Annotated in this window: 21 protein-coding genes and 4 pseudogenes; 10 read left to right on the top strand and 15 right to left on the bottom strand. The window is 53.4% G+C overall.

Translation table 11 applies throughout. The features are described from left to right. Window positions 1-133: 133 nt before the first annotated feature. Window positions 134-1009, bottom strand: coding sequence for an agmatinase (gene speB, locus A0V43_RS14695; protein WP_063193463.1), 876 nt, complete (start codon window positions 1007-1009; stop codon window positions 134-136). A gap of 14 nt (window positions 1010-1023) precedes the next feature. After that, a complete protein-coding gene (gene speE, locus A0V43_RS14700; protein WP_014196977.1) occupies window positions 1024-1851 on the bottom strand; it encodes a polyamine aminopropyltransferase in 828 nt (275 codons plus the stop codon). Between the two features lie 257 nt (window positions 1852-2108). On the opposite strand from speE, the pseudogene A0V43_RS14705 reads away from it, so the two are divergent. Continuing rightward, window positions 2109-4152: pseudogene (locus tag A0V43_RS14705) on the top strand (transglycosylase domain-containing protein). A gap of 131 nt (window positions 4153-4283) precedes the next feature. Here the strand turns inward: A0V43_RS14705 and A0V43_RS14710 are convergent. Both A0V43_RS14710 and A0V43_RS14715 read right to left on the bottom strand, forming a co-directional pair. After that, window positions 4284-4799 (bottom strand): YwhD family protein, encoded by a 516-nt coding sequence (locus A0V43_RS14710; RefSeq protein WP_011232874.1) that lies wholly within the window; start codon window positions 4797-4799, stop codon window positions 4284-4286. Between the two features lie 19 nt (window positions 4800-4818). Next, the gene (locus A0V43_RS14715) at window positions 4819-5487 is read right to left on the bottom strand and encodes a site-2 protease family protein (RefSeq protein WP_063193464.1); all 669 of its coding nucleotides are present in this window, start codon (window positions 5485-5487) and stop codon (window positions 4819-4821) included. 130 nt (window positions 5488-5617) lie between these two features. Between A0V43_RS14715 and A0V43_RS14720 the strand changes: the two genes are divergently transcribed. Beyond that, the gene (locus tag A0V43_RS14720) at window positions 5618-5806 is read left to right on the top strand and encodes a 2-hydroxymuconate tautomerase (RefSeq protein WP_025949649.1); all 189 of its coding nucleotides are present in this window, start codon (window positions 5618-5620) and stop codon (window positions 5804-5806) included. 98 nt (window positions 5807-5904) lie between these two features. Then, window positions 5905-7206 carry an NCS2 family permease gene (locus A0V43_RS14725; RefSeq protein WP_063193465.1) on the top strand — a complete coding sequence of 434 codons (1302 nt, stop codon included), beginning with the start codon at window positions 5905-5907 and terminating at the stop codon, window positions 7204-7206. A 90-nt stretch (window positions 7207-7296) separates the two neighbouring features. Here A0V43_RS14725 and A0V43_RS14730 read toward each other — a convergent pair whose 3' ends face one another. The 3 genes from A0V43_RS14730 to A0V43_RS14740 all read right to left on the bottom strand — a co-directional run bounded on the left by A0V43_RS14730 (window position 7297) and on the right by A0V43_RS14740 (window position 9500). Then, a complete protein-coding gene (locus A0V43_RS14730) occupies window positions 7297-7815 on the bottom strand; it encodes a YwgA family protein (protein WP_015376081.1) in 519 nt (172 codons plus the stop codon). A 13-nt stretch (window positions 7816-7828) separates the two neighbouring features. After that, a complete protein-coding gene (locus tag A0V43_RS14735) occupies window positions 7829-9127 on the bottom strand; it encodes an HD domain-containing protein (RefSeq protein WP_063193883.1) in 1299 nt (432 codons plus the stop codon). A 145-nt stretch (window positions 9128-9272) separates the two neighbouring features. Next, window positions 9273-9500: a YuzB family protein gene (locus A0V43_RS14740; RefSeq protein ID WP_011232879.1), complete on the bottom strand. Its 228-nt coding sequence runs from the start codon at window positions 9498-9500 to the stop codon at window positions 9273-9275. A 175-nt stretch (window positions 9501-9675) separates the two neighbouring features. Here A0V43_RS14740 and A0V43_RS14745 point away from each other — a divergent pair, with 175 nt between their 5' ends. After that, the gene (locus tag A0V43_RS14745; protein ID WP_063193466.1) at window positions 9676-10329 is read left to right on the top strand and encodes an RsfA family transcriptional regulator; all 654 of its coding nucleotides are present in this window, start codon (window positions 9676-9678) and stop codon (window positions 10327-10329) included. 290 nt (window positions 10330-10619) lie between these two features. On the opposite strand, the gene A0V43_RS14750 is transcribed toward A0V43_RS14745, so the two are convergent. Continuing rightward, window positions 10620-11471: an octanoyl-[GcvH]:protein N-octanoyltransferase gene (locus A0V43_RS14750; RefSeq protein WP_063193467.1), complete on the bottom strand. Its 852-nt coding sequence runs from the start codon at window positions 11469-11471 to the stop codon at window positions 10620-10622. 123 nt (window positions 11472-11594) lie between these two features. Next, complete coding sequence (gene pta, locus A0V43_RS14755; RefSeq protein WP_063193468.1) at window positions 11595-12575, bottom strand: phosphate acetyltransferase; 981 nt, start codon at window positions 12573-12575, stop codon at window positions 11595-11597. A 228-nt stretch (window positions 12576-12803) separates the two neighbouring features. On the opposite strand from pta, the gene hemQ reads away from it, so the two are divergent. Further along, complete coding sequence (gene hemQ, locus A0V43_RS14760; protein WP_063193469.1) at window positions 12804-13550, top strand: hydrogen peroxide-dependent heme synthase; 747 nt, start codon at window positions 12804-12806, stop codon at window positions 13548-13550. A 42-nt stretch (window positions 13551-13592) separates the two neighbouring features. Here the strand turns inward: hemQ and A0V43_RS14765 are convergent, their stop codons facing one another. Next, entirely contained in the window at window positions 13593-14489 is an 897-nt protein-coding gene (locus A0V43_RS14765) for an Rpn family recombination-promoting nuclease/putative transposase (RefSeq protein WP_063193470.1), read from the bottom strand. A 260-nt stretch (window positions 14490-14749) separates the two neighbouring features. On the opposite strand from A0V43_RS14765, the gene A0V43_RS14770 reads away from it, so the two are divergent. After that, on the top strand, window positions 14750-15193 hold the full coding sequence (locus A0V43_RS14770) for a cell wall hydrolase (RefSeq protein ID WP_044732873.1): 444 nt from the start codon (window positions 14750-14752) through the stop codon (window positions 15191-15193). Between the two features lie 24 nt (window positions 15194-15217). Further along, window positions 15218-15814: a spore coat protein GerQ gene (gene gerQ, locus A0V43_RS14775; protein ID WP_063193471.1), complete on the top strand. Its 597-nt coding sequence runs from the start codon at window positions 15218-15220 to the stop codon at window positions 15812-15814. Between the two features lie 193 nt (window positions 15815-16007). Here the strand turns inward: gerQ and A0V43_RS14780 are convergent, their stop codons facing one another. The 4 genes and pseudogenes from A0V43_RS14780 to A0V43_RS14795 form a co-directional block, all read right to left on the bottom strand. Then, window positions 16008-16379 carry a DUF423 domain-containing protein gene (locus tag A0V43_RS14780; RefSeq protein ID WP_015376087.1) on the bottom strand — a complete coding sequence of 124 codons (372 nt, stop codon included), beginning with the start codon at window positions 16377-16379 and terminating at the stop codon, window positions 16008-16010. Window positions 16380-16644: 265 nt separating this feature from the next. Then, window positions 16645-16943: pseudogene (locus tag A0V43_RS14785) on the bottom strand (YwdI family protein). A gap of 13 nt (window positions 16944-16956) precedes the next feature. Next, on the bottom strand, window positions 16957-17646 hold the full coding sequence (locus A0V43_RS14790; protein ID WP_063193472.1) for a uracil-DNA glycosylase: 690 nt from the start codon (window positions 17644-17646) through the stop codon (window positions 16957-16959). Between the two features lie 171 nt (window positions 17647-17817). Beyond that, on the bottom strand, window positions 17818-18201 hold the full coding sequence (locus A0V43_RS14795; protein WP_063193473.1) for a YkvA family protein: 384 nt from the start codon (window positions 18199-18201) through the stop codon (window positions 17818-17820). Between the two features lie 128 nt (window positions 18202-18329). On the opposite strand from A0V43_RS14795, the gene A0V43_RS14800 reads away from it, so the two are divergent. The 3 genes and pseudogenes from A0V43_RS14800 to A0V43_RS20580 all read left to right on the top strand — a co-directional run bounded on the left by A0V43_RS14800 (window position 18330) and on the right by A0V43_RS20580 (window position 19893). After that, on the top strand, window positions 18330-18689 hold the full coding sequence (locus A0V43_RS14800) for an STAS domain-containing protein (protein ID WP_063193474.1): 360 nt from the start codon (window positions 18330-18332) through the stop codon (window positions 18687-18689). Then, window positions 18676-19080 (top strand): annotated as a pseudogene (rsbW, locus tag A0V43_RS20575) (anti-sigma B factor RsbW); the annotation flags it as partial. The gene A0V43_RS14800 and the pseudogene rsbW, both read left to right, overlap by 14 nt. A 43-nt stretch (window positions 19081-19123) precedes the next feature. Continuing rightward, window positions 19124-19893 (top strand): annotated as a pseudogene (locus tag A0V43_RS20580) (sigma-70 family RNA polymerase sigma factor). A gap of 49 nt (window positions 19894-19942) precedes the next feature. On the opposite strand, the gene A0V43_RS14810 reads toward A0V43_RS20580, so the two are convergent. Further along, window positions 19943-21853, bottom strand: coding sequence for a SpoIIE family protein phosphatase (locus A0V43_RS14810; protein ID WP_063193885.1), 1911 nt, complete (start codon window positions 21851-21853; stop codon window positions 19943-19945). Window positions 21854-21909 lie beyond the last annotated feature (56 nt).

Genomic DNA, 21909 nt, shown 5'->3' on the forward strand with positions numbered 1-21909 from the left:
TCCCCCTCTCCTTTTTCTGTAAATATATTACACATTATTACGTTCCGTACGCTCATATTCCTGCATCTTTTGTCCCCCCCAAAGAAAAAAAGCGCCCCCGCACATTGGCGATTTAGGCGCTTTTTCTCATTTTTCACTTCGCCACCCAGCCAAGCAGCATTTCCCGCACAAGCTTGCTCGCCGTATTGGCCGTTTGTTCCGAGTGGTCGTAAATCGGCGCCACTTCGACCAAATCAGCGCCGACGACATGAACGTCAGAGCGGGCAATCTCATGGATCGCGGCTAGCAGCTCTTTCGATGTAATCCCGCCCGCATCCACCGTTCCCGTTCCGGGGGCATGAGCGGGATCAAGCACATCGATGTCGATCGTCACATACACTGAGCGGCCGGCGAGCTTCGGCAGCACGGAGCGGAGCGGCTCGAGCACCTCAAACTTGGCGATGTACATGCCGTTTTCTTTCGCCCATTCAAACTCTTCCTTCATGCCGGAGCGGATGCCGAACGAAAAGACATTCGTCGGGCCGATCAGGTCAGCGACCTTGCGGATTGGCGTCGCGTGCGACAGCGGCTCGCCTTCGTAATGTTCGCGCAAGTCGGTATGGGCGTCCATGTGAATGACGGCCAAATCTGGGTAATAGTCGTGCACCGCTTTGATGACCGGCCAAGAGACGAGATGTTCGCCGCCAAGGCCGAGCGGAAATTTGCCGGCGTCAAGCACCTTTTTCACGAACTGTTCAATCAGCTCCAAACTGCGGGCCGCATTGCCAAACGGCAGCGGAATGTCCCCAGCGTCAAAGTAGCGGATGTCTTTGAGTTCGCGGTCCAAATATGGGCTGTACTCCTCAAGCCCGATTGACACTTCGCGGATGCGGGCCGGGCCAAACCGCGAGCCAGGCCGGTAGCTGACCGTCCAGTCCATCGGCATCCCGTAAATGACGGCTTCGCTTTCTTCAAAATTCGGATGGCTGCCGATAAACACGTTGCCCGAATAGGCTTCATCAAATCGCATCGCCTGGCGCCCCCTTACTTCGTTAAATCCGCGACAAATTTCGGCAAGACGAAACACGCTTTGTGCAATTCTTTCGTGTAATATTTCGTCTCAATGTCATGGAACCGGTCGTCGCTCACAGCGAGCGGGTCGTATTTTTTCGAGCCGAGCGTAAACGTCCAGAGCCCGCTCGGATACGTCGGAATGTTCGCCGTATATAAACGGGTGATTGGGAAAATTTCTTTCACATCGCGGTAGACGTTGCGGATCAAGTCTGCTTTAAACCACGGATTGTCCGTTTGGGCGACGAAAATGCCGTCTTCCTTCAACGCGTTGGCGATGCCGGCGTAAAACCCTTTTGTGAACAAGTTGACCGCCGGGCCGACCGGTTCGGTTGAGTCAACCATAATGACGTCATACTCGTTTTCGCTTTTGGCGATATGCATAAACCCGTCATCGACTTTCACTTCGACGCGCGGATCATCGAGTTTGCCGGCAATCTCCGGCAAGTAGGTTTTCGAGCACTCGATCACTTTGCCGTCAATTTCGACAAGCGTCGCTTTTTTGACGCTTGGGTGCTTCAGCACTTCACGAATGACGCCGCCGTCGCCGCCGCCGACGACAAGCACGTTTTCCGGATTGGGGTGGGTGAACAACGGCACGTGGGCGACCATTTCATGATAGACGAACTCGTCTTTTTGCGTTGTCATGACCATGCCGTCTAGAATGAGCATGTTGCCAAACTCTGCCGTTTCGACCATATCAAGTTTTTGGAACGGCGTCTGTTCTGTATGTAAAGTGCGGATGATGCGTGCGGTGATGCCAAAATGCTCCGTTTGCTTTTCGGTAAACCAAAGTTCCATTCGGTAACATCCTTTCTCCGAGCATTGCTTACTATACAAGTTTTCCTTAGCCAACGAAAAACTAAACATGAAAAAGTATAGAGCAATCTAGCAAAAATGCAAGAGGAACAAGTTTAAAATAAAAAATTTTTTTTCATACTGGTAAGAAAAAGCGGAAAACCTCGCTGGCGAAGCCTTGACAAAAGCAAGGCGGCGCATTCAGCCGGGCGTCCGCCCGCATGTCTAAAACAACGCCAAAACCGTTGAGGTGATGCGCAATGGAACCGATCCCGGGCAGCCGTTTTCGCGGCACGTGGAAATATGTGCGCGCCGCCGTCTTTATCGGCTTTTTTCTCGCCATCTTTGCCTTCGCCGCTCTCGGGAGCTTTGTGTTGTTCGCAAAAATCGAAGGCGCCCCGCCGGTCGCCGTGCCGCAGACGACGATTTTTTATGCGGACGACGGCCGCAAAATCGGGGAGAGCGACCATGGGCAAAAACGCTATTGGGTTCGGCTCAAAGACATGTCCCCGCACGTCATCGAAGCGACGATCGCCGTTGAAGACCGGAAGTTTTACGAACATCACGGGTTTGACTTGAAACGGATCGCTGGCGCGGTGCTCGCCAATCTCGAGGCCATGGACAAAGTGCAAGGAGCGAGCACGATCACCCAGCAATACGCGCGCAACTTGTTTTTGACGCATGAGAAAACGTGGTCGCGGAAAATCCAGGAAGCGTTGTACACCATCCGGCTTGAAGCCAACTACAGCAAAGATCAAATTTTGGAAGGCTATTTAAACACGATTTACTACGGCCATGGGTCTACGGCATTGAAGCAGCGGCTCGCTACTATTTCGGCAAGCACGCGAGCGAGCTGACGCTCAGCGAGGCGGCGATGCTGGCCGGCATTCCGAAAGGGCCGTATTACTACTCGCCGTTTGTCAATGAACAGCGGGCGAAAGCGCGTCAAAAAATCGTGCTTACCTCCATGGTGGAAGCCGGCTACATCAGCCGCGAAGAAGCGGAGCAGGCGTACCGCGACAAGCTCGTCTACGTCCGCCACCACGAACAAGAGCAGCCGATCGCTCCGTATTTTCAAGATGTCGTCAAACAGCAGCTGCGCATCAAACTCGGTCTTGATGAGCGGACGATCGAGCTCGGGGGCTGCGCGTCTATACGACGTTGGATCGGCGCCTGCAGCAGATTGCCGAAGAACAAATCCGTCGCATCATCGATCCGCACTCCGCCGTTCAAGCGGCGCTTGTGGCGATGGATCCACGCACCGGGGAAGTAAAGGCGCTCGTCGGCGGACGCAACTACGAAGAGAGCCCGTTCAACCGCGCTGTGCAAGCCGAACGCCAGCCGGGGTCGACGTTTAAACCGTTTTTGTATTACGCGGCGATCAAGCAAGGATTCACCCCATCGACCCAACTGCGCAGCGAGCTGACGACATTTACGTTTAACGGCGGCCGATCGTCGTACACCCCCCATAATTACAATGACTACTATGCCAATGGCCCGATCACGCTCGCCCAGGCGCTCGCTGTATCTGACAACGTCTTTGCGGTGAAAACGCTCCAGTTCATCGGCGCCGACAAACTCGTCGAAACAGCGAAAGCGCTTGGCATTACAAGCAGATTGAAAGCAGTGCCGTCATTGGCGCTCGGCACCTCGCCCGTGAAAGTGATCGACATGGTGGCCGCGTACAGCACGCTGGCCAACTACGGCAAACAAACCGAACCGGTGTTTATTCAAAAAGTCGTTGATGCAAACGGAAATGTGCTGTATGAACATAAGCCGGAGAGCCGGCAAGTGCTCGACCGCGACGCGGCGTTTGTGACGACCCATTTAATGACCGGGATGTTCGACCCAAAGCTTAACGGCTATACAACCGTCACCGGGCAGTCCATCATCGATGACATCACGCGTCCGTACGCCGGCAAGTCCGGGACGACGAAAACGGACAGCTGGATGATCGGCTTCGCCCCGCAACTTGTCGCCGGCGTCTGGACCGGCTACGACCGCGGGGAAACGATGGATCGTCCTGCCGAAAGGCAATATGCCAAACAAATATGGGTTCACTTTATGGAACAAAGCCTCGCCGGCGAACCGAAAAAATCGTTCAAACCGACCAAAGGCGTCATCGGCGTCTACATCGACCCGCAAAACGGCAAGCTGGCCACCGACTCCTGTCCGGTGAAACGAAAAACGTACTATCTCATCGGTACAGAACCGACCGACTATTGCACCGACCATTTGGAAAAGAAAAAGAAGAAACAAGGAGACGGAAAAAGCTGGTTCGAGAAATGGTTCCCATGGTTTTAAACAAGAAAATCCCCTGCGTTTGCCCGCAGGGGATTTTCTTGTCCTAGTTTTCCTGTGTTATACATGTAGATTTAGTTTATCCTTTTTTCCAAACGAGAACAAGCCCTTAGGCAAACATGTTCACAAAACCGTCACAATTCGCCTTCGAGCCCTTTTTTCAGTTCATCGCTCGAACGGTTCCACATCCCGATGTCATGTCCTTTCAAAAAGTCGGCGAGCACCCGCTTCGACTTAGCGTCCATATGATCGACGATGATATGCCGTTTCAGCGATTTATCGAGCCGGTTCACATGTTCCGGCAATAACTTATAACCGCGGCGCGCCTCACGGTCGACCGTCATTTCGCACGCCGTCACCCCGGCGTAATACGGACCGTCCTCGCGGCGCTCGATCGTCACCCAGACGATCCAATACGGCTTGCCGTTTGGCACGGCGGAGCGATCCGGCAAAAACTTGATGCCGCGCTCAACAGAGCTGCGGGCATGCATCGCCCCCATATCGACGAACGCTTCGCCCGCTTCGACGTCAATGATGACCGGCGAAACGTTTTCTAAGCTCAACGCCCCGGCGCCAAAGCCGCGGTGCCCGTCGGTCGGATCGTCTTTGATGATATTAAAGCCGATATTTTTTTTCTTTTTTTGCTCCATTCCGCTTGTTCCTCCTTCCTTACATAAACAAATTGGCGACCAACGACTGCAAATTTTCCAATACAAACGGCAGCGCCACTTGAAACACCGGCTCAATCGTATATCGGTCAAGCGGCGTGAGCACGAGAACAAGGAAAATGAGCGCCCCGTAGTTTTCCCATTGCATCATTTTCGCCCGCAGCCCATCCGGGGCCAAGTCTTCAATAATACGATACCCATCAAGCGGCGGAAACGGCAATAAATTAAACACAAACAAGACAGCGTTCAAGCTGATAAAAATTTGGAAAAACAGATCAAACCCGGCCGCAAACCAATCCGGCAGCGCCCGCATGATGCCGAAATCGATCATCGCGTACCAAATGACAAATCCAAGCGCGGCAAGCACGAGGTTGCTCAGCGGTCCGGCAACTGACACGAGAATGCCGGCAAGGCGCGGATTTTTGAAATAAAAGCGATTGACTGGCACCGGGCGCGCCCAGCCAAACCCAGCGAGAAAAATCAGCAGGGTGCCAAGCAAATCCAAATGGGCAAACGGTGACAATGTCAGCCGTCCCTCGTTTTTCGCCGTCGGATCGCCGAACTTGTAGGCGACGTATGCATGAGCGAACTCATGCACGGAAAACGCCAGCGCCAGCGTCAACAGCACGTACGGAATTTCGCTTAACGAATACGGCAAAATGTGTTCCACTTGATTAACTCCTTTTCCCCTGTATTCACTATCCTTAGTATACATGATTTACCGCCAAAAGTGGACTGAACTTCACCGTTCCATGGTATAATAAGCGCGACAGCACTCGACAAGGAAATGGGGAATGATGATGCCGTATGTCACGATCAAAATGCTCGCCGGCCGCACGGATGAGCAAAAGAAAGCGCTGGTGGAAAAAGTGACCGACGCCGTTGTAGAGACAACCGGGGCGAAAAAAGAGAGCGTTGTTGTGTTCATCGAGGAAATGACGAAAGACCATTACGCCATCGCTGGAAAACGGCTGAGCGACGCGGAGTAACAAACGGGGGCGCCATCGGGCGTCCCCGTTGCTTTTTGGAATAAAAACGAATATTATTATAGTTGTCTTTCATATTGTTCGCCTTTAGGAGGTTGCCTATGATTCGTCTTCCGCACCATGCCAGCAATCGCAAAACAGAGTTTCTCGCTGGCCTGACGACTTTTTTCACCATGGTGTACATCATCGTCGTCAATCCGGTCATCTTATCAGATGCCGGCGTCCCGTTTGAACAGGCGTTCACCGCCACCGTCATCGCGACCGTCGTCGGCACGCTATGGATGGCAATATTCGCTAACTATCCGATCGCCATTGCCCCCGGCATGGGGCTGAACGCGTATTTTGCCTATTCCGTCGTCGGCTCGCACGGCGGCATTTCGTACGAAACCGCGTTTTCCGCTGTGTTTGTCGCGGGATTGCTGTTTTTGTTGCTGTCGCTCACCCCGCTCCGCAGCAAGCTGATCGAAGTGATCCCCGACAGCTTAAAACACGGCATCACCGCCGGCATCGGGCTGTTTATCGCCTTTATCGGCCTGCGGCTGACCGGAATCATCCAAGCCCATCCGCAAAATTTGGTCGCGCTTGGCAACTTGCATGCCCCGTCGGCCGTGTTGACGCTCATCGGCCTCGCCGTCACGCTCGTTTTCATGATGCGCGGCGTCAACGGCGCGCTCTTTTACGGCATGGTCGCGACCGGCGTCATCGCCTACGCGACCGGGCAACTTCACTTTGACAAAGGCATCGTCTCGCTGCCGTCGCTTCCGGAAGGGCTTGTCGCCGCTAATCCGTTGACGGCCGTTGGTGATGTCATCAACCACAGCTTGTACGCCGTCGTCTTTTCCTTTTTGCTCGTCACGCTCTTTGACACGACCGGCACGATGATCGGCGTTGCCCAACAAGCCGGGCTGATGAAAGGAAACACACTGCCGCGCGCCCGCGAGGCGCTCTTGGCCGACTCGGTCGCGACAACGATCGGCGCCATGTTCGGCACAAGCCCGACATCGGCGTACATCGAGTCATCAACCGGCGTCGCCGCTGGCGGACGCACCGGCTGGACGGCGCTCACCGTCGCTGTACTGTTTGTCATCGCGGCCTTTTTCAGCCCGCTGGTTGGCGCGGTCGCCGGGTTATCCGCCATCACCGCCCCGGCGCTCATTATCGTCGGAAGCTTGATGATCAGCAACATCGCCCATATCAATTGGCGCGAACTGGACGAAGCGTTCCCGGCCTTTTTAATCATCTTAAGCATGCCGCTCACGTCCAGCATCGCGACCGGCATCGCGCTCGGCTTCATCTCGTACCCGCTCTTAAAAATCGCCCGCGGCCGCTGGCGCGATGTGCCGTTGCTGCTGTACGTGCTTGCCGTGCTGTTCGTTTTGCAGTTGGCGTTTTTGCCGCATTAATCCAAAAGAAGAAGGTGTCCCGGAAACAATGGGACACCTTTTCGTCTATGGCCAGCTGATGGTGTGTTGAAACAGTGTTTTTCATCTTCCCTACACACAAGCGCCCTTGTTGCAACGGCTCCGCAGCGCCTCAATATACGCATACGCCTCTTCGATCTCGTCCTCCGTATAGCGCTGCTTGCTTTTTACGACAGCGATTTTCTCTTTTACCTCATCTTTTGACAAATGTTCAAAATAGAGCACCGTGGAGACAAGCTCCAAAAAGCGTGCGTTTTGTCCGTTCATCGCCTGCATGCATTCGGCAAGGCCCGGCATCTCCCAGTCGTAATGGCGCAAAAACTGTTCGCCCGCTTCGGTCAGTGTATAGCGGTATTGCACATAGCCGCTCTTTTTCTCTTTCACTTCATGCAAAAAGCCGAGCGCGCACAGCTCTTCGATGCGGCACGTCAACTCTTCCGAATACGGGCCGTAAAAGTGGAAGTCGAACTTCTCATAAAACGGAAAGTCGAGCTTTTTGGCGATGTAAATCATTTTTTGCAGCTTTTTGCGGCCCGCTATTTCCCCGGCGGCCGCCAACGCCTTCATCACTTTCGCATGCTCTGTGAGCACTCTCCGTCATCTCCTAACCCTTTAAAATTTCCATAATCTTTTTCTTCACTGTCCGCTTCGTCGACATGTCTTCAAGAAAATCAGCGGGGAAATAGAGCTTATGGTCGGTGCGCCGCTTGCCGGAAATGGCGTCAACCAACACCGATTCGCGCGACAGCTCGCGCAGCTCCCCGTTTGGCATCAACAAATAAATCGGCAGGCGCTCGCCTTCCTCGCCCGGCCGGTAAAAGTCATACGGCAAATCCGAGGACGAATCGACGACCAAGTAGTAGTCCGGGTCGATGCCCGCTTTTTTAAACAAACCGGTCAGCTCAATGAGCTTCTCCATTTGCTCGTTTGTCGGATGGAACTCCGTATATTTGAACAGGCGGCGGTGGACAAACCGCCGGCATAAGTCGCTTAAGATCGGATCCCGCTCGTATTGCCATTGCTGGAAGTAAAACAGGATGATCGCTTCATCGAGCGCCAAATAGTCGCCAAGCGTGACATGGCCGGCAAAAAACGATAAAAAATGGGTTGGCTTCGTCGCAAACGTATACCCGTCCTCGTACAGCTTTTTCGCCCGATGCAAAATTTTCGTCAAAATGACTTCCGCACTGCGCGTCACGGGATGAAAGTACACTTGCCAGTACATTTGGTAGCGGCTCATGATGTAATCCTCCACCGCATGCATGCCGCTTCGTTTGATGACGACTTGGTCTTCGCGCGGGCGCATGACGCGCAAAATGCGCTCCATGTCAAAATAGCCGTAGCTGACGCCGGTGTAGTAGGCATCGCGCAACAAATAATCCATCCGGTCGGCGTCAATTTGGCTCGAAATGAGGCTCACCACAAGCTTGTTCGGGTACGTTTTGGCAATCACTTCCGCCACTTTTTGCGGAAAATCGTCGCCCACTTCGCGCAAGGCGGCGTTCACTTCTGTATCGCCTAAAATGATTGCCTGTGTAAAATCTTCGTGGTCGAGGCGAAACACCTTTTCAAATGAATGGGAAAACGGGCCGTGCCCTAAATCGTGCAAGAGCGCCGCGCATAGGCAAAGAAGGCGCTCGCTATGATCCCAATGATCGCGGCCGACAAACACGTCGTCAATGATGCGGCGGATGATTTCGTAAACGCCGAGCGAATGGTTAAACCGGCTGTGCTCGGCGCCGTGAAACGTCAAATATGTCGTGCCGAGCTGCTTGATGCGGCGCAGGCGCTGAAATTCTTTTGTGCCGATCAAATCCCAAATCACTTTGTCGCGAACATGTATGTATCGGTGCACCGGATCTTTAAACACTTTTTCTTCGTCAAGCTGCCCGCCGGAATACATCGCATCCTCCTCTTCCGTCTCCAACATACATCTATTATACGCCGTTTCTTTTGGCAAAGAAATAGTTGACTTTTTTCTCCGTCTTTCTCCATTATTGACGGAAAAAACAAAAAAATCACCTTCTTTCGGCAAAGAAGGTGATCGGTTATCGCTTTTTCAACCTTTCGGCAATTTTATCAATCAGTTCGTCTTCCGTCAGCGCCGCCACCGGACGGTTGTTGACGAAAGCAAACGTCTTTTTCCGCCCTGGGCCGCAATACGACTGGCAGCCGATTTTGATGACCGCATCCGGATCAAGCTTTTTCAAGCGCGGAATCAATGTTTTTAAATTCGGCGCCTTGCAGTCGTCGCAAACGCGAAACTCATTTGCCATTATGCGTCATCCCTTTCTGCAGCGTTTGCTTTGTGTATTCTACCGCTTCCCGAAGAAAATTGCAAGTTTGCGGCCTTTCATTCTTTCAACTTGTCAATCCTGTAAACTTGCAACGTATAAATTTTTTCCTTTTGGTCCACCCTTTTACTAGCATGGGAAAAAGGAGTGGAGAACAATGAAACAACGGCAAGACGCTTGGACGGAAGAAGACGATTTATTGTTGGCAGAGACCGTATTGCGCCATGTGCGTGAAGGGAGCACCCAGCTCAACGCCTTTGAAGAAGTCGGCGACAAGCTGAATCGGACATCGGCCGCCTGTGGCTTTCGCTGGAATGCAGTCGTCCGCCATCGCTACGAAGAGGCACTGCAGCTGGCGAAAAAGCAACGAAAAGAGCGGCTGCGGCTGCTGGCCAAACAAGGCGGCGCGAAAAAGCGGCGCCTGTATGAACCACCGATGCCGTCATTAGAGGAGTTGGGCGATGTGATGCAGCTGCCAGCCGTCGTCCCATCCTCTCCGCCGCAACAAGTGACGCTGGATCAAGTGATCGCGTTCTTAAAAACGTTCCAATCCCATGAGCGGAAACGGGAGGCGCTGATCAAAGAAAACGAGCGGCTGCGCCGCGAAATTGAAGAATTAAAGCAAAAAAATAAAGAACTTGAAGAAAAGGTTGCGAAATTAGAAGAAAATTCGTCGACCGTCCAAGAAGATTTTGAGACGCTCGTGAAAATCATCAACCGAGCGCGCAAAATGGTGTTAAAAGAGGAAGAAGAGCGGGGGCTGACCTTCCGTATGGACCCGAACGGCAACTTGGAAAAAATCGCGGAGTAAATAAAATAAGGGCTCTTCACCAAAAGTTGTACTTGATTTTTTCTGAACATACTCTATTTACGCTTGTGAGGGAAAATCAACAAATCAGTGATTTTTGCACATCTTTGGGCAGGAAACCGTATTGCTTGTCAAGTACATGTTGTGGTGAAGAGCCAAAATAAGGATGCCCTGTCCATGGCTGCGCCTTGATCGCACTCTCTCCGGTGCGGCCGAGACACGGAGCATCCTTTTTGCCTGCCGGCGGCGTCAGGCGATAAACGCGGGCTCTTGCCGCCGGGCGGACCGCCCCCTTATTCTCCTGCTAGGAGCGCGCCCTTGAGCGCCGTTTCATTCCGCTCGACGATGCGCGCCCAATACTGCTCATACCAATTCCATTCGCCGTTCTCGAGGGCAGACGAATATAGCTCGCCGCCAAACGACTGCAGCGTGCGCCAAAGGGCGACAAGCAGCTCATCGATCGACAACTCGCAGCCGAGAAGCTCAGACAGCGACGCCATGACAGCTGGGACAACATCGGGGTAGGCGAATTTCGTTTTCTCTCCTTGGCGGCCGAGCTCATAAAAGCGGCGAATAAGCTCAGCCCGCGCGGCCCCGCTCCCGTTGACGCAAAGGTAGATTTGCACGGCAACGCCGCCGCGCACCCGTCGCTGCGAAATGCCGGCAAACTTTTTGCCGCCAATGCTCAAGTCATAGCTCCCCGGGCAATACGAACCGACGATTTCCCCCGCCTCAACGCGGGCGCCGTATGAGGCAAGCATGGCGGCCATGAGCGCATACATCGCCTCATACCCTTGCTCGATGGCAATCGTGTTTTTCGTTTCCGGAAAAATGAGCGAAATATTCAACACCCCGCTGTCAAGGACAACGGCCAACCCGCCGGAATTACGGACGACGACGCGGTATCCTTCCCCGTGCAAAAACGAAACCGCTTCGTGGAAATGGGGAAGTTTTGTATCCGCAATACCCAACACGATGGTGTCGTCATGCACCCATGTGCGGACGACCGCATCCGACTGTCCCGCACCAACCGCGGTGCATAATGCATCATCGATGGCAAACGATTGTTTCGCATCAAACAGCGGCCCGAAGTGCGACTGGTCGATGACCCGCCATTTCGGCTGCCGCAGCAATTCATGGCCCATCGCGAGCAACCCCTTGCATAGATCATTCCAACTCTATTCATTATAACATAATCGCCATTAGCAAATGGCGCAAAAAGGACAAGGGGCGCATGCCTCCCTCGTTTTTATCGAGCGGCAGCCCCGTCACTCCCCAAGCGACTGGGCAGCGGTGATGAGCGCGAGCTTGTAGGCGTCTTCGGCGCTGCAGCCGCGCGATAGGTCGTTCACCGGCTTGTTCAGCCCTTGCAAAATCGGGCCGACCGCCTCAAAGCCGCCAAGGCGTTGGGCGATTTTGTAGCCGATGTTGCCCGCCTCAAGGCTCGGGAAAATAAAGACATTTGCGTCCCCTTGAATGACCGAGTCCGGCGCTTTCTTTTTCGCCACCTCTGGCACAAACGCGGCATCAAATTGAAACTCACCGTCAAGGATCAGATCCGGCGCCATTTCTTTCGCCAACCGCACCGCCTCAATGACTTTTTCCGTCTCCGGCGACGAGGCCGACCCTTTCGTGGAAAAGCTTAACAGCGCTACGCGCGGCTTAAGGCCGAACATTTTGGCCGTCCGGGCGCTCTCGACCGCAATTTCAGCTAAGTCCTGGCTGTCAGGGGCGATGTTAATGGCGCAATCGGCAAACACATATTTTTCGTCGCCGCGCACCATGATGAACACGCCGGACGTTTTGCGGATGCCCGGTTTCGTTTTAATGATTTGCAAGGCTGGTCGGACCGTATCCGCCGTCGAATGGGCCGCCCCGCTGACGAGGCCGTCGGCCGCTCCCGTATAAACGAGCATCGTACCGAAATAGTTTTCATCGAAAAGCAACTCGCGCGCCGTTTCTTCTGTCACTTTCCCTTTGCGCCGCTCCACAAACGCCGAAACCAGCTCATCAAACCCGCCGTAGCGGCGCGGATTGACAATCTCCACCCCTTCAAGCGGCAAGCCAAGCGCCGCCGCTTTCACCCGCACAGCTTGCTCATCGCCAAGGACGATCGGCTGAAGCACTTGCTCCGTCGCCAAACGGCTCGCCGCCGTTAAGATGCGGTCATCGGTTCCCTCGGGAAACACAATTTTTCGACCCGTATCGGTTACTTTCGCTTTTAATGCCGTAAATAAATCGGTTGTCACGATTCATGCCTCCTTCACGGTTGGCCCGCCTGTCTCCAGGCATCAGCCTTTCTCTACATTAAGCATACCGCTTCGATACGAAAACGCAACGATCGTAAGCCCTTCCAATCAATAATTCACCTTTTGGAACAATTCAGTATCTTTTGCTTTATGCACGGACACCCGCTTTTTTGGCCAAACTATGATATAGTGGTACTGTACAATTGATTGAAAAAAGGAGTGACGATGATGAGCGAAGCGGCCCAAACGTTGGACGGTTGGTATTGTTTGCACGATTTCCGCACGATCGACTGGAGCGCGTGGAAAACACTTTCAAACGAAGAGCGCCAGGCAACGATCAGTGAGTTTTTAGCGCTTGTCGACCAATGGGAGACGACGGAAAGCGAGAAGCAAGGAAGCCATGCCGTCTACACGATCGTCGGGCAAAAAGCCGATATTTTGTTCATGATTTTGCGGCCGACGCTGGATGAGCTGCATGAAATCGAAACAGCGCTTAACAAAACGAAACTCGCCGACTATTTATTACCTGCGTATTCGTACGTTTCGGTCGTGGAGTTGAGCAACTACTTGGCGTCCGGCAGCGAAGATCCGTACCAAATTCCAGAGGTGCGCCGCCGTTTGTATCCGATTTTGCCAAAAACGAACTACATTTGCTTCTATCCGATGGACAAGCGGCGCCAAGGCAACGACAACTGGTACATGTTGTCGATGGAACAGCGGCGCGAACTGATGCGCGCCCACGGCATGACCGGCCGAAAATACGCCGGCAAAGTGACGCAAATCATCACCGGCTCCGTCGGCTTGGATGATTTTGAATGGGGCGTCACCTTGTTTTCGGATGATGCGCTCCAGTTCAAAAAGCTCGTCTATGAAATGCGCTTTGATGAAGTCAGCGCCCGCTTTGGCGAATTTGGCTCATTTTTCGTCGGCATCCGTCTGTCGGCGGAAAATGTTTCTTCGTTCTTCCATGTATAAAAAAGGGGGCCCAAACGCGGCAGGGCCCCTTCGCTTATTTTCCTATTCTTCAAGCAACCGGCGAACCTCTTCCTCCGAAAGGTCAACCAAATGAGCGATTTCTTCCGCCGTCATTCCTTTGCACGCCATGTTACGGATCAGCCGTTTCATTCCTTGCTTCATTCCTTGTTTGATCCCTTGTTGAATTCCACGTTCGATCCCTTCTTCCAATCCCTTTTTCCTTCCCTTTTGCTCATAGGAAATGATCAACTCCAACACTTTCTCTTTTTCTTTTGTTTCCATCTCTTTCACCTCTCTTTGCAGTTGTTGCTCTTCTTCCTCCGATAGCTTCACATACGTTTCAAAAAAGCCCAACAAGAGCCGCTGCCTCGCTTCGTCCAATTCCAGACGCACAAGCATGCGCAAAAATTCTTTTTTCAACTCGACTTTCTCACTTTCAGTATACCCCATTTTGCTGAGAAGGGCAGCTGCCACCGGATTGTCATGCCGGATGTAGTCCCTCCAATTTTTCTTGCGCAACTCCACTTGAAAAAAGCGAAATTGCAGCACCCCACCAAAGGGAAACTCGATCGAAAACACGGACGGTTCATCACGAAGGGCCTCATAGCTGAAGACAGCAATCGGAACAATGCGGGTGCGGTATTTTTCGAACAAGCGGCTGAAATAGAGGAACATGCGCTCTGGAAACGACGGTTGCACGTAGCTTTGGTTCTCCACATGCACAATGATGAGCCCGTCTTCCCCTTTCAACTTCGTCTCAACCAACAAATCAACGCGATACTTCTCTCCTGCCGTCACATCGGTGAACAGCTCTTCAGACAAAAAAGAAAGATGGCGGAAATCGATATGCTCATGCATGTCGGGGAAAAAAAGAAGGATAAACTCTTCGAAAAACGTTTGGATCAATTCCTTGAACAATCGATCATGATCAGTGGCCATCTGATCACCTCACAGCCAAAATATTCATCAAATCTATTCGTGAACGCGAATCAAAAATCCTGCTCCAAAGGATAAAAAATATTTCGTAATCTGATTTCCCTTTTTGGCCAACCGCCCCTGTTTCTGTCATACCACGCCCAATCGCCCCATACATATAAAATCAGAAATTCCTCCAAGAAATCGCCTGTCCGTCTGTCACCATTTTCTTATTCCACCAATAGCCTATTACTGTCGAAATTCACAACGACTGAGGTGACGATATGGGCCAGATCGCTCCCTCCATTGTAGCCCACACAGAAGAGGAAGTAAAGTTGTTGGCTCGGCTCATGCGAGCCGAAGCGGAAGGAGACGGGCGGCTTGGGATGCTCATGGTCGGCAACGTCGGCGTCAACCGCGTCATCGCCGACTGCCTTGACTTCCGCGGCATCCGCTCTATCCGGCAAATGGTGTTTCAAAGCCCGGGCGGCTTTGAGGCGGTGCAGAAAGGGTATTTTTACCAACGGGCGCGCGAAGTGGATATAGGCCTAGCCCGCCAAGTGCTCCGCGGTTGGCGCTACCACCCAGCGACAAACGCCCTTTGGTTTTTCAAGCCGCCTGAAGGCCAAGATTGCCCGCCGCAATGGTTCAACCAATGGAACGTCGGCCGCTACAAATCGCATTGCTTCTTCGCGCCGACTCCATCCGATTGTCCGCGCGTGTATTAACATTTTTGCTGAGGAGGTTTTGTTATGTCCAACCATACAGACAACAACTTCTATCCCCATGATGAACAACAACCAAACTATTATTATGGCTCGTTCGACCCAGAGCGGCAACAACCGTATGCATCCTATCCATACGGCTATCCGTATCCGCAGCCGTACTATCCGTCGGCGCACCCATATTATTACTATCCGCAAGCGGCTGCCGCCCCAACGATGACACCGCCAACAGCCGCCGCTCCGACGTTCGGTTTGCAGGCGCCGTCGTTTACGGCCCCGACACCGACCACCGCTGCTGCACCTGCCACCGCCGGCCCATCGATTCCAGGGATGCTGCCGATTGAAGAATCGTACATTGAAAACATTTTACGGTTAAACAAAGGAAAAGTCGCCACTATCTATGCGACGTTTGAAAACAACCGTGAGTGGAATGCCAAGGTGTTTCGCGGCGTCATTGAAGCGGCTGGACGTGACCATGTCATTTTAAGCGACCCACAAACAGGCACACGCTATTTGATCCCGATGATTTACCTCGATTACGTCACGTTTGAAGGAGAAATCGCCTACGAATATCCGTTTGCCGGTGCCTCCGCCACGCCGCTCGCCTCCTATTCGCCGCGCTGAGTGCAAGCGCAAAACCGATGTTCGATGAGCAGGCTGCCCCAGGGTAGCCTGCTTTTTTCATCCGATGCGACGGCCATCACAAGTTGCTGACGCCCAGTTGTTTATCATGGTGGCAAACGAAACAAAAAAGTGCCTTCTATGATTGGGACGGCGCGTGATTTCCTGTTCGGGGTACACCTTGCCCGCGCTTCGCTTACAGCCATTTCAACGCCGCATAGCCGATCATCACCCAGGCGACCAAAAAAGCGACGCCGCCAAACGGAGTGATTGCGCCAAGCGGCTTAATCTGCGTTACACTTAATACGTACAAGCTCCCGGAAAACAACACGATGCCGGCGAACATCACCCAGCCCGCCGCGCCGATCAGCCCGACATTTGGCGCCTTGCCGGCGAGCAATCCGACAACAAGCAGCCCTAATGCGTGGAACATCTGATATTGGACCGCCGTTTTCCAAATCTCCAAATAACGATCCGGAATCTTCCCTTCAAGCCCATGCGCGCCAAACGCTCCCAATGCGACGGCTAAAAACGCATTGAGCGCGCCGAGAAGGACGAATGTTTTCATAGCTGTTCCGCCTTTCTAATTAAAGATTGTTTTCCCTCATTCATTAATATAATGGGAATGTTCCCCGACAGCAAATTACGAATGAATGTCAGCCACTTCACTCGACAGAACCGGTCAATCGGGAGCGCCACCGACAAGACCCGCATCCAAGCTGGAAAACCGCTTCTTGTTCTCTGGCGCAAACAAGGACAAGCGGTTTAAAGGAGTTCTGTTGATCAAGAATCCCGTGGAGAAGACCGTTCCGCGGGGATTCGCTGTCCCGCTCTCAAAAATCCAACAACGACTCCCCGTTCGCCTCATCGTCAATGTCAGGGGAGCGTCCCGGACAGAAACGGCTCCAAGCGAAAGCCCGCCAGCAACCGAAATCGGCCCGCCGACGACAAGCGGCCCGGCTGCGGCAGACGAAGCGGACGGCTGCGGATGGCTTGTTGCTTCCAACATCAAATCGCATAAAACGCGAATGGCGGCGACGTGTTCACGCACCCGCTGCAGGTCGTTCACGGACTTGGCTTTCCGCAACTCATCTTCCATCTTGGCGATAACGGCCGCAAACGAGATGGACATCATTCTCCCCTCCTTATTCAGCACGGACGCCGATGTTTTCGATTTGCCAGTCGATCGGTTCGCGTCCGCATTTCATCAAAAACGCGTTCGTCCGCGAAAACGGGCGATGGCCGAAAAAGCCGCGCACGGCGGAAAACGGGCTCGGGTGCGGCGCTTCAATAATCAGATGGCGCGGATTCGTAATCCGTTCTTTTTTCTCTTGCGCGTTCCGGCCCCAAAGCAAAAAGACGACCGGATCGTCTTTTTCGTTGACGAGCTCAATGACGCGGTCGGTGAAATATTCCCACCCTTTGCCGCGATGGGAGTTCGCCTGGCCGCGGCGGACCGTCAACACCGTGTTTAACAACAGCACCCCTTGCTCGGCCCATTTGACGAGATAGCCGTTATCTGGTATATAGCAGCCAAGGTCGTCATGCAGCTCTTTAAAAATGTTCGCTAAGGACGGCGGCACCGGCACGCCCGGCTTGACGGAAAAACTAAGCCCGTGCGCCTGTCCCGGGCCGTGGTACGGATCTTGCCCGAGCAGCACGACTTTGACGTTTGCATACGGTGTATAATGAAGGGCGTTGAAAATATCGTGCATATCGGGATAGATCGTCCGCGTCCGGTACTCCTCTTTTAAAAACTCGCGCAGCTTTAAGTAGTACGGCTTTTGAAACTCCTCTTCAAGCAGCGGAGCCCAGTCGTTTTTGAGAATCGGCATTGCGAGCAACTCCTTTGCCATCGGCTTTTTCCCTTTTATCATTGTAGCCCAAAAGACACCAGCGTCAAAGCGAAGTGAATGTTCAGATTGAGGCAACCATAGCGAAACCTGTTTCCCCAACAGGAAATGCGCCAATCCCCTGCCGCAGCCATCAAAATATTGAAGAGAAAATCAAAATGTCCACGAAATCAACCAGCGGAGCAGCCAAGCGCCAAGCAGCACGTATAAAAAAATGATCAGCACCCCAGCGGCCCAATTTGTCGGTTTGCCGTGCTTGGCAAGCTCTTCCGCCCGCGCCCGATGTTCGGCAGCGACGTCTTTCGGCAGCCATTTGAGCGCTATGTAAATGCCAAGCGGCACAAGCAGCAAATCATCGATATACCCAAGAACCGGAACGAAATCGGGAATCAAATCGATCGGACTGAACGCATACGCCACAACGACCAACATAAACAGCCGCAGCCAGATGGAAACGCGCCGGTCGCGAACCGCAGAATACAAGACGAATATGTCCCGTTTCAGCACCCTTGCCCATTCTTTCCACTTTGTGAACATCGCGTTCCCCTGCCATTTCCTGTTTCATATAGTATAAAATATGGGTATAGTAGTGTAAACATTGCAAGGTGGACAACCTTCCCGTACCATCATCCAGCTAACTCATTGATTATGTGAGGTGAACGGCTATGGACAGGAAACGATTTCATATCGTGCATGATGAACAGCCGGATCGGCATGTTGTATACATAAAAGGGGAGCTTGATCTAGCGACGGCCGAACAGTTTCAACGCGCCGTCGAACCGCTTGCTCATGACGCATCAAAACCGCTTGTCATCCGCCTTGAAGAATTGTCGTATATCGACAGCACCGGCATCGGGATGTTTGTCGCACTGCTGAAAACACGCAAAAAACAAGAAGCGCCGTTTATGATTGAAAATGTGCCGCCAAAAGTGAAACGTTTGTTCGATTTAACAGGTGTATCTTACTTCTTTTCGGAAATGGATCAGACGACAGAAAGGATCGGGGCCAATCATGAAAGAGCATGAAACCGTCGTACAGCTGTCGATTCCAGCTGATGCGCAGTTTATCGATGTCGCGCGTTTGACGCTATACGGGCTGGCCGCCAAGATGGGGTTTTCCTATGAAGAGATTGAAGATATGAAAGTGGCCGTCTCAGAAGCGTGCAACAACGCTGTTTTGCATGCGTACAACGGAAGGGGTGGCATCATTCATCTTCGCTTTGAGATGCGCGCCGATGCGCTTTCGATCATCATTAAAGACGAGGGCAAAGGGTTTGATTACAAACGGGTGTCCAAACAAGCAGCGCCCCTGTCCGCAAAGCCGCTTGAAGACGTCAAAGCTGGCGGCCTCGGCCTGTTTTTGATGGAAGCGCTCATGGACGATGTCACCGTCACCACAAAGGGCGGAACGGAAGTCCGCCTGACGAAATTCCGCCATCGCGGCGAAGGAGAGCATGCCCATGACTGTATATCCCCTCCTCTGTCCAAGAGCAAGCTTGACGCCCTCATTTCCGCCTATCAACAAACAAAAACGGAAGAAGCGGCGACCGCCTTGCTCGTGCGCTTCGAGCCGCTCATTGCGGCCGCAGCGAAAAAAATGGCGCGCAGCCGCCCTGACTTTTACGAAGACTTGTTTCAAATCGGACGGCTGTCGTTTTTGCGTCTCCTTGACCATTACGACCCTAAACAAGGAACAAGCTTTGAGTCATACGCCATGAAAAGCTTGATCGGCTATATGAAAAACTATTTGCGCGACAAAGCATGGTACATCCAAGTGCCGCGCAAGGTGAAAGAAAAAGGAAGCAAAGTGCAGCAGGCGATCGATGAGCTGACCGTCAAGCTCGAACGGTCGCCGACGCTCGATGAGATCGCCGGCCACTTAGGCTTATCGGTCGAAGAAACGATCGAAATTTTGGCCGGACGGGACCATTACCAAGCCGTTTCGCTCGATGCCCCGGTGCAAGACGGGGAAAAGGATGCGACGACGATCGGTGAATTCGTCGCTGATGAAGCGAACGAAATCGAGTCACTGATCGAGCGAATGGATTTAGAGCAGGCGATCGGCAAACTGAGCGAGCAAGAACAAATCGTCATCGACGCCATCTTCCGGCGCGGGGAAACGCAGCGCTCGTTAGCCGAGAGGCTCGGCGTCTCGCAAATGACAATCAGCCGCATTCAAAAGCGGGCCATCGCGAAATTGAAGCGGCAGCTCGCCGCCTATTCGCCATAACGGTCAAACATCGCGCCGCCGGACGCATCAAGCGGTCGAACTGCCCATGCTAGCGGCGGCGCAGCAGCAACAACGTTTGGTCATCTTTTTGTTCGTATTGATGATACGCTTGAATATGCTCGTACAACTCGCGCACGATCTCCGGCGCCGGCTGATCAAGGTTGACGCGGGCGACCATCGCGGCGAGAACGGAAAAGTCATCGTCCGCCTCTTCGGTACGCTTTTCCGTCACCCCGTCGGTGTACAGCAGCACAAAATCGCCTGGTTCGAGCACAACCGATTTGGTCTCAAATGAAAATTGCGGAAACAAGCCGAGCGCGCAGCCTTTGGCGCCTAGCGGCACGCATTGCTTCGTTTTCGCCCGATACCAAAGCGCCGGTTCGTGCCCGGCGCACGCGTACGAGAACGTATGCGTTTTTTCGTTGTAATTGCCGACAAACATCGTGACAAACATCGACGGCTCGGTGTAGTCGTAGGCGAATCGGTTCAGCAGGTCAAGATATACGTGCGGCTGCGTTCCGTAATGGACGGTCCGGTCCAGAATAAATTTCATCAGCGTCATGAGCATCGCCGCTGGAATGCCTTTTCCCGATACATCAGCAATGCCGACCGACACCGATGTTTGATGGACAGCAAAGTGATAAAAATCGCCGCTCAACACCCGCGCAGGGACGCTGAGGACACCGATGTCAACGTACGAAGGCAAATCCGCCTTCGATGATGTCTGCAAAAGCGCCCGCTGCATATTCGCGGCAAGCGACAGCTCAAAGTCTAGCTGTTCCCGCTCGCGCTCGAGCCGCTCTTTCTCTTTTTTCTCCGTCATGTCGCGTAAAACAGCGACAAGCCCTGTCAGCGCACCGTTTTCCATCACCGGCGCCAGCGTGTAGCCGACCGGCAGGCACACGCCGTCATGGCGGCGAAACGGCTCCTCCTCGACGCGAATCACCTCGCCGCTTTTCAGCCGTTTGACAACACGGCGCAGCCGCTTCCAGTCCCACTTGTCGCCATCCGGCCCGGCGAGCGAGACAAAGGAAAACAGCGGCTTCCCTTTCGCTTCCTCCGGATCAAGGCCAAGCAAACGGCCGGCTTCCGGGTTCATCCAAACAATCCGGCCGTCGCGGTTTAACATCATCAATCCCTCGCCAAGGGCGTTCGCCATCATTTCCAGCTGCTGTTCGTGCTGTTTCAGCTCCACGTACGGTTTTTCAATGGTCTCGACGTACATCGCACGCACGATATACAAAAATCCGGCCATTTCATACAGCTGCCCCCACAGCGCATGGCCGCCGCCAAGCATAAGCAGCCCTTGGCCGAGGGCAAACCACCATAACGCCAGCAGCCAGTACAGGAAGGATCGGGAACTCCCTTGCCGCCAACGGCGCCATACAAGCAAAGCGGCGCCCGCATCGAGCAAACCGGCAATTCCTTCGCCGGCCTTCCACCAGAGCGGCCAACGGCTTGTCCCGTCTCCCGGCCAAAGCGGCGCTGTCCAATGGATGAATAGCCCGACCGCCGCCGCATAAGCAAAAGCGGCGAAAAACGCTTGCCACCGTTGTCCGCTTCTCCGCTCCATCACCTCATCGCGGCGCGAAAACAGAAAGAGAAGCCCCCAGGCGAGCGTCAATCGGGCCGCGAGCGAAAAGAGCGGCGCCTCCACGCCATCAGACGCAAAAGACAGGACAACGTGCAGCGAAAACAACAAGCCTGAGGAGAAAAACAGCGCCCCCATCATCAGCCGCTCCATTGACAACGTATGCGGAAACACGGACCATCCTTGCACGGCGACGAGCCAGCAAACGACCACCACGGCGAGCCCTAAGGCAAGATGAATAGAATGATAGAATCCGGGCGAAACAGGCAACCGGCCGGCCGCAAACAGAAGCAAGCCAAACATTCCGGCCGCCAGCACGGCCATCGCGCCGTGCAGACGCACTAGGCGATATCGTTCGTATTCATTCACCAACGGAGAACCTCCACTCTTCATTCTATATGGCTTATTATACCATACGGCCCCCC

The sequence above is a fragment of the Geobacillus sp. JS12 genome (assembly GCF_001592395.1).
Lineage (GTDB): Bacteria > Bacillota > Bacilli > Bacillales > Anoxybacillaceae > Geobacillus > Geobacillus zalihae.

Bases quoted from the DNA above. Each gene is read 5' to 3' on its own strand.
- A0V43_RS14710 (WP_011232874.1), bottom strand. From the start codon at position 4,799: ATGGAGCAAAAAAAGAAAAAAAATATCGGCTTTAATATCATCAAAGAC.
- A0V43_RS14780 (WP_015376087.1), bottom strand. From the start codon at position 16,379: ATGAAAACATTCGTCCTTCTCGGCGCGCTCAATGCGTTTTTAGCCGTC.
- A0V43_RS14770 (WP_044732873.1), top strand. From the start codon at position 14,750: ATGGGCCAGATCGCTCCCTCCATTGTAGCCCACACAGAAGAGGAAGTA.
- A0V43_RS14735 (WP_063193883.1), bottom strand. From the start codon at position 9,127: ATGTATTCCGGCGGGCAGCTTGACGAAGAAAAAGTGTTTAAAGATCCG.
- A0V43_RS14800 (WP_063193474.1), top strand. From the start codon at position 18,330: ATGGACAGGAAACGATTTCATATCGTGCATGATGAACAGCCGGATCGG.
- A0V43_RS14725 (WP_063193465.1), top strand. From the start codon at position 5,905: ATGATTCGTCTTCCGCACCATGCCAGCAATCGCAAAACAGAGTTTCTC.
- A0V43_RS14750 (WP_063193467.1), bottom strand. From the start codon at position 11,471: ATGGGCCATGAATTGCTGCGGCAGCCGAAATGGCGGGTCATCGACCAG.
- speB (WP_063193463.1), bottom strand. From the start codon at position 1,009: ATGCGATTTGATGAAGCCTATTCGGGCAACGTGTTTATCGGCAGCCAT.
- hemQ (WP_063193469.1), top strand. From the start codon at position 12,804: ATGAGCGAAGCGGCCCAAACGTTGGACGGTTGGTATTGTTTGCACGAT.
- A0V43_RS14790 (WP_063193472.1), bottom strand. From the start codon at position 17,646: ATGCCGATTCTCAAAAACGACTGGGCTCCGCTGCTTGAAGAGGAGTTT.
- A0V43_RS14745 (WP_063193466.1), top strand. From the start codon at position 9,676: ATGAAACAACGGCAAGACGCTTGGACGGAAGAAGACGATTTATTGTTG.
- A0V43_RS14740 (WP_011232879.1), bottom strand. From the start codon at position 9,500: ATGGCAAATGAGTTTCGCGTTTGCGACGACTGCAAGGCGCCGAATTTA.
- speE (WP_014196977.1), bottom strand. From the start codon at position 1,851: ATGGAACTTTGGTTTACCGAAAAGCAAACGGAGCATTTTGGCATCACC.
- gerQ (WP_063193471.1), top strand. From the start codon at position 15,218: ATGTCCAACCATACAGACAACAACTTCTATCCCCATGATGAACAACAA.
- A0V43_RS14765 (WP_063193470.1), bottom strand. From the start codon at position 14,489: ATGGCCACTGATCATGATCGATTGTTCAAGGAATTGATCCAAACGTTT.
- A0V43_RS14795 (WP_063193473.1), bottom strand. From the start codon at position 18,201: ATGTTCACAAAGTGGAAAGAATGGGCAAGGGTGCTGAAACGGGACATA.
- A0V43_RS14720 (WP_025949649.1), top strand. From the start codon at position 5,618: ATGCCGTATGTCACGATCAAAATGCTCGCCGGCCGCACGGATGAGCAA.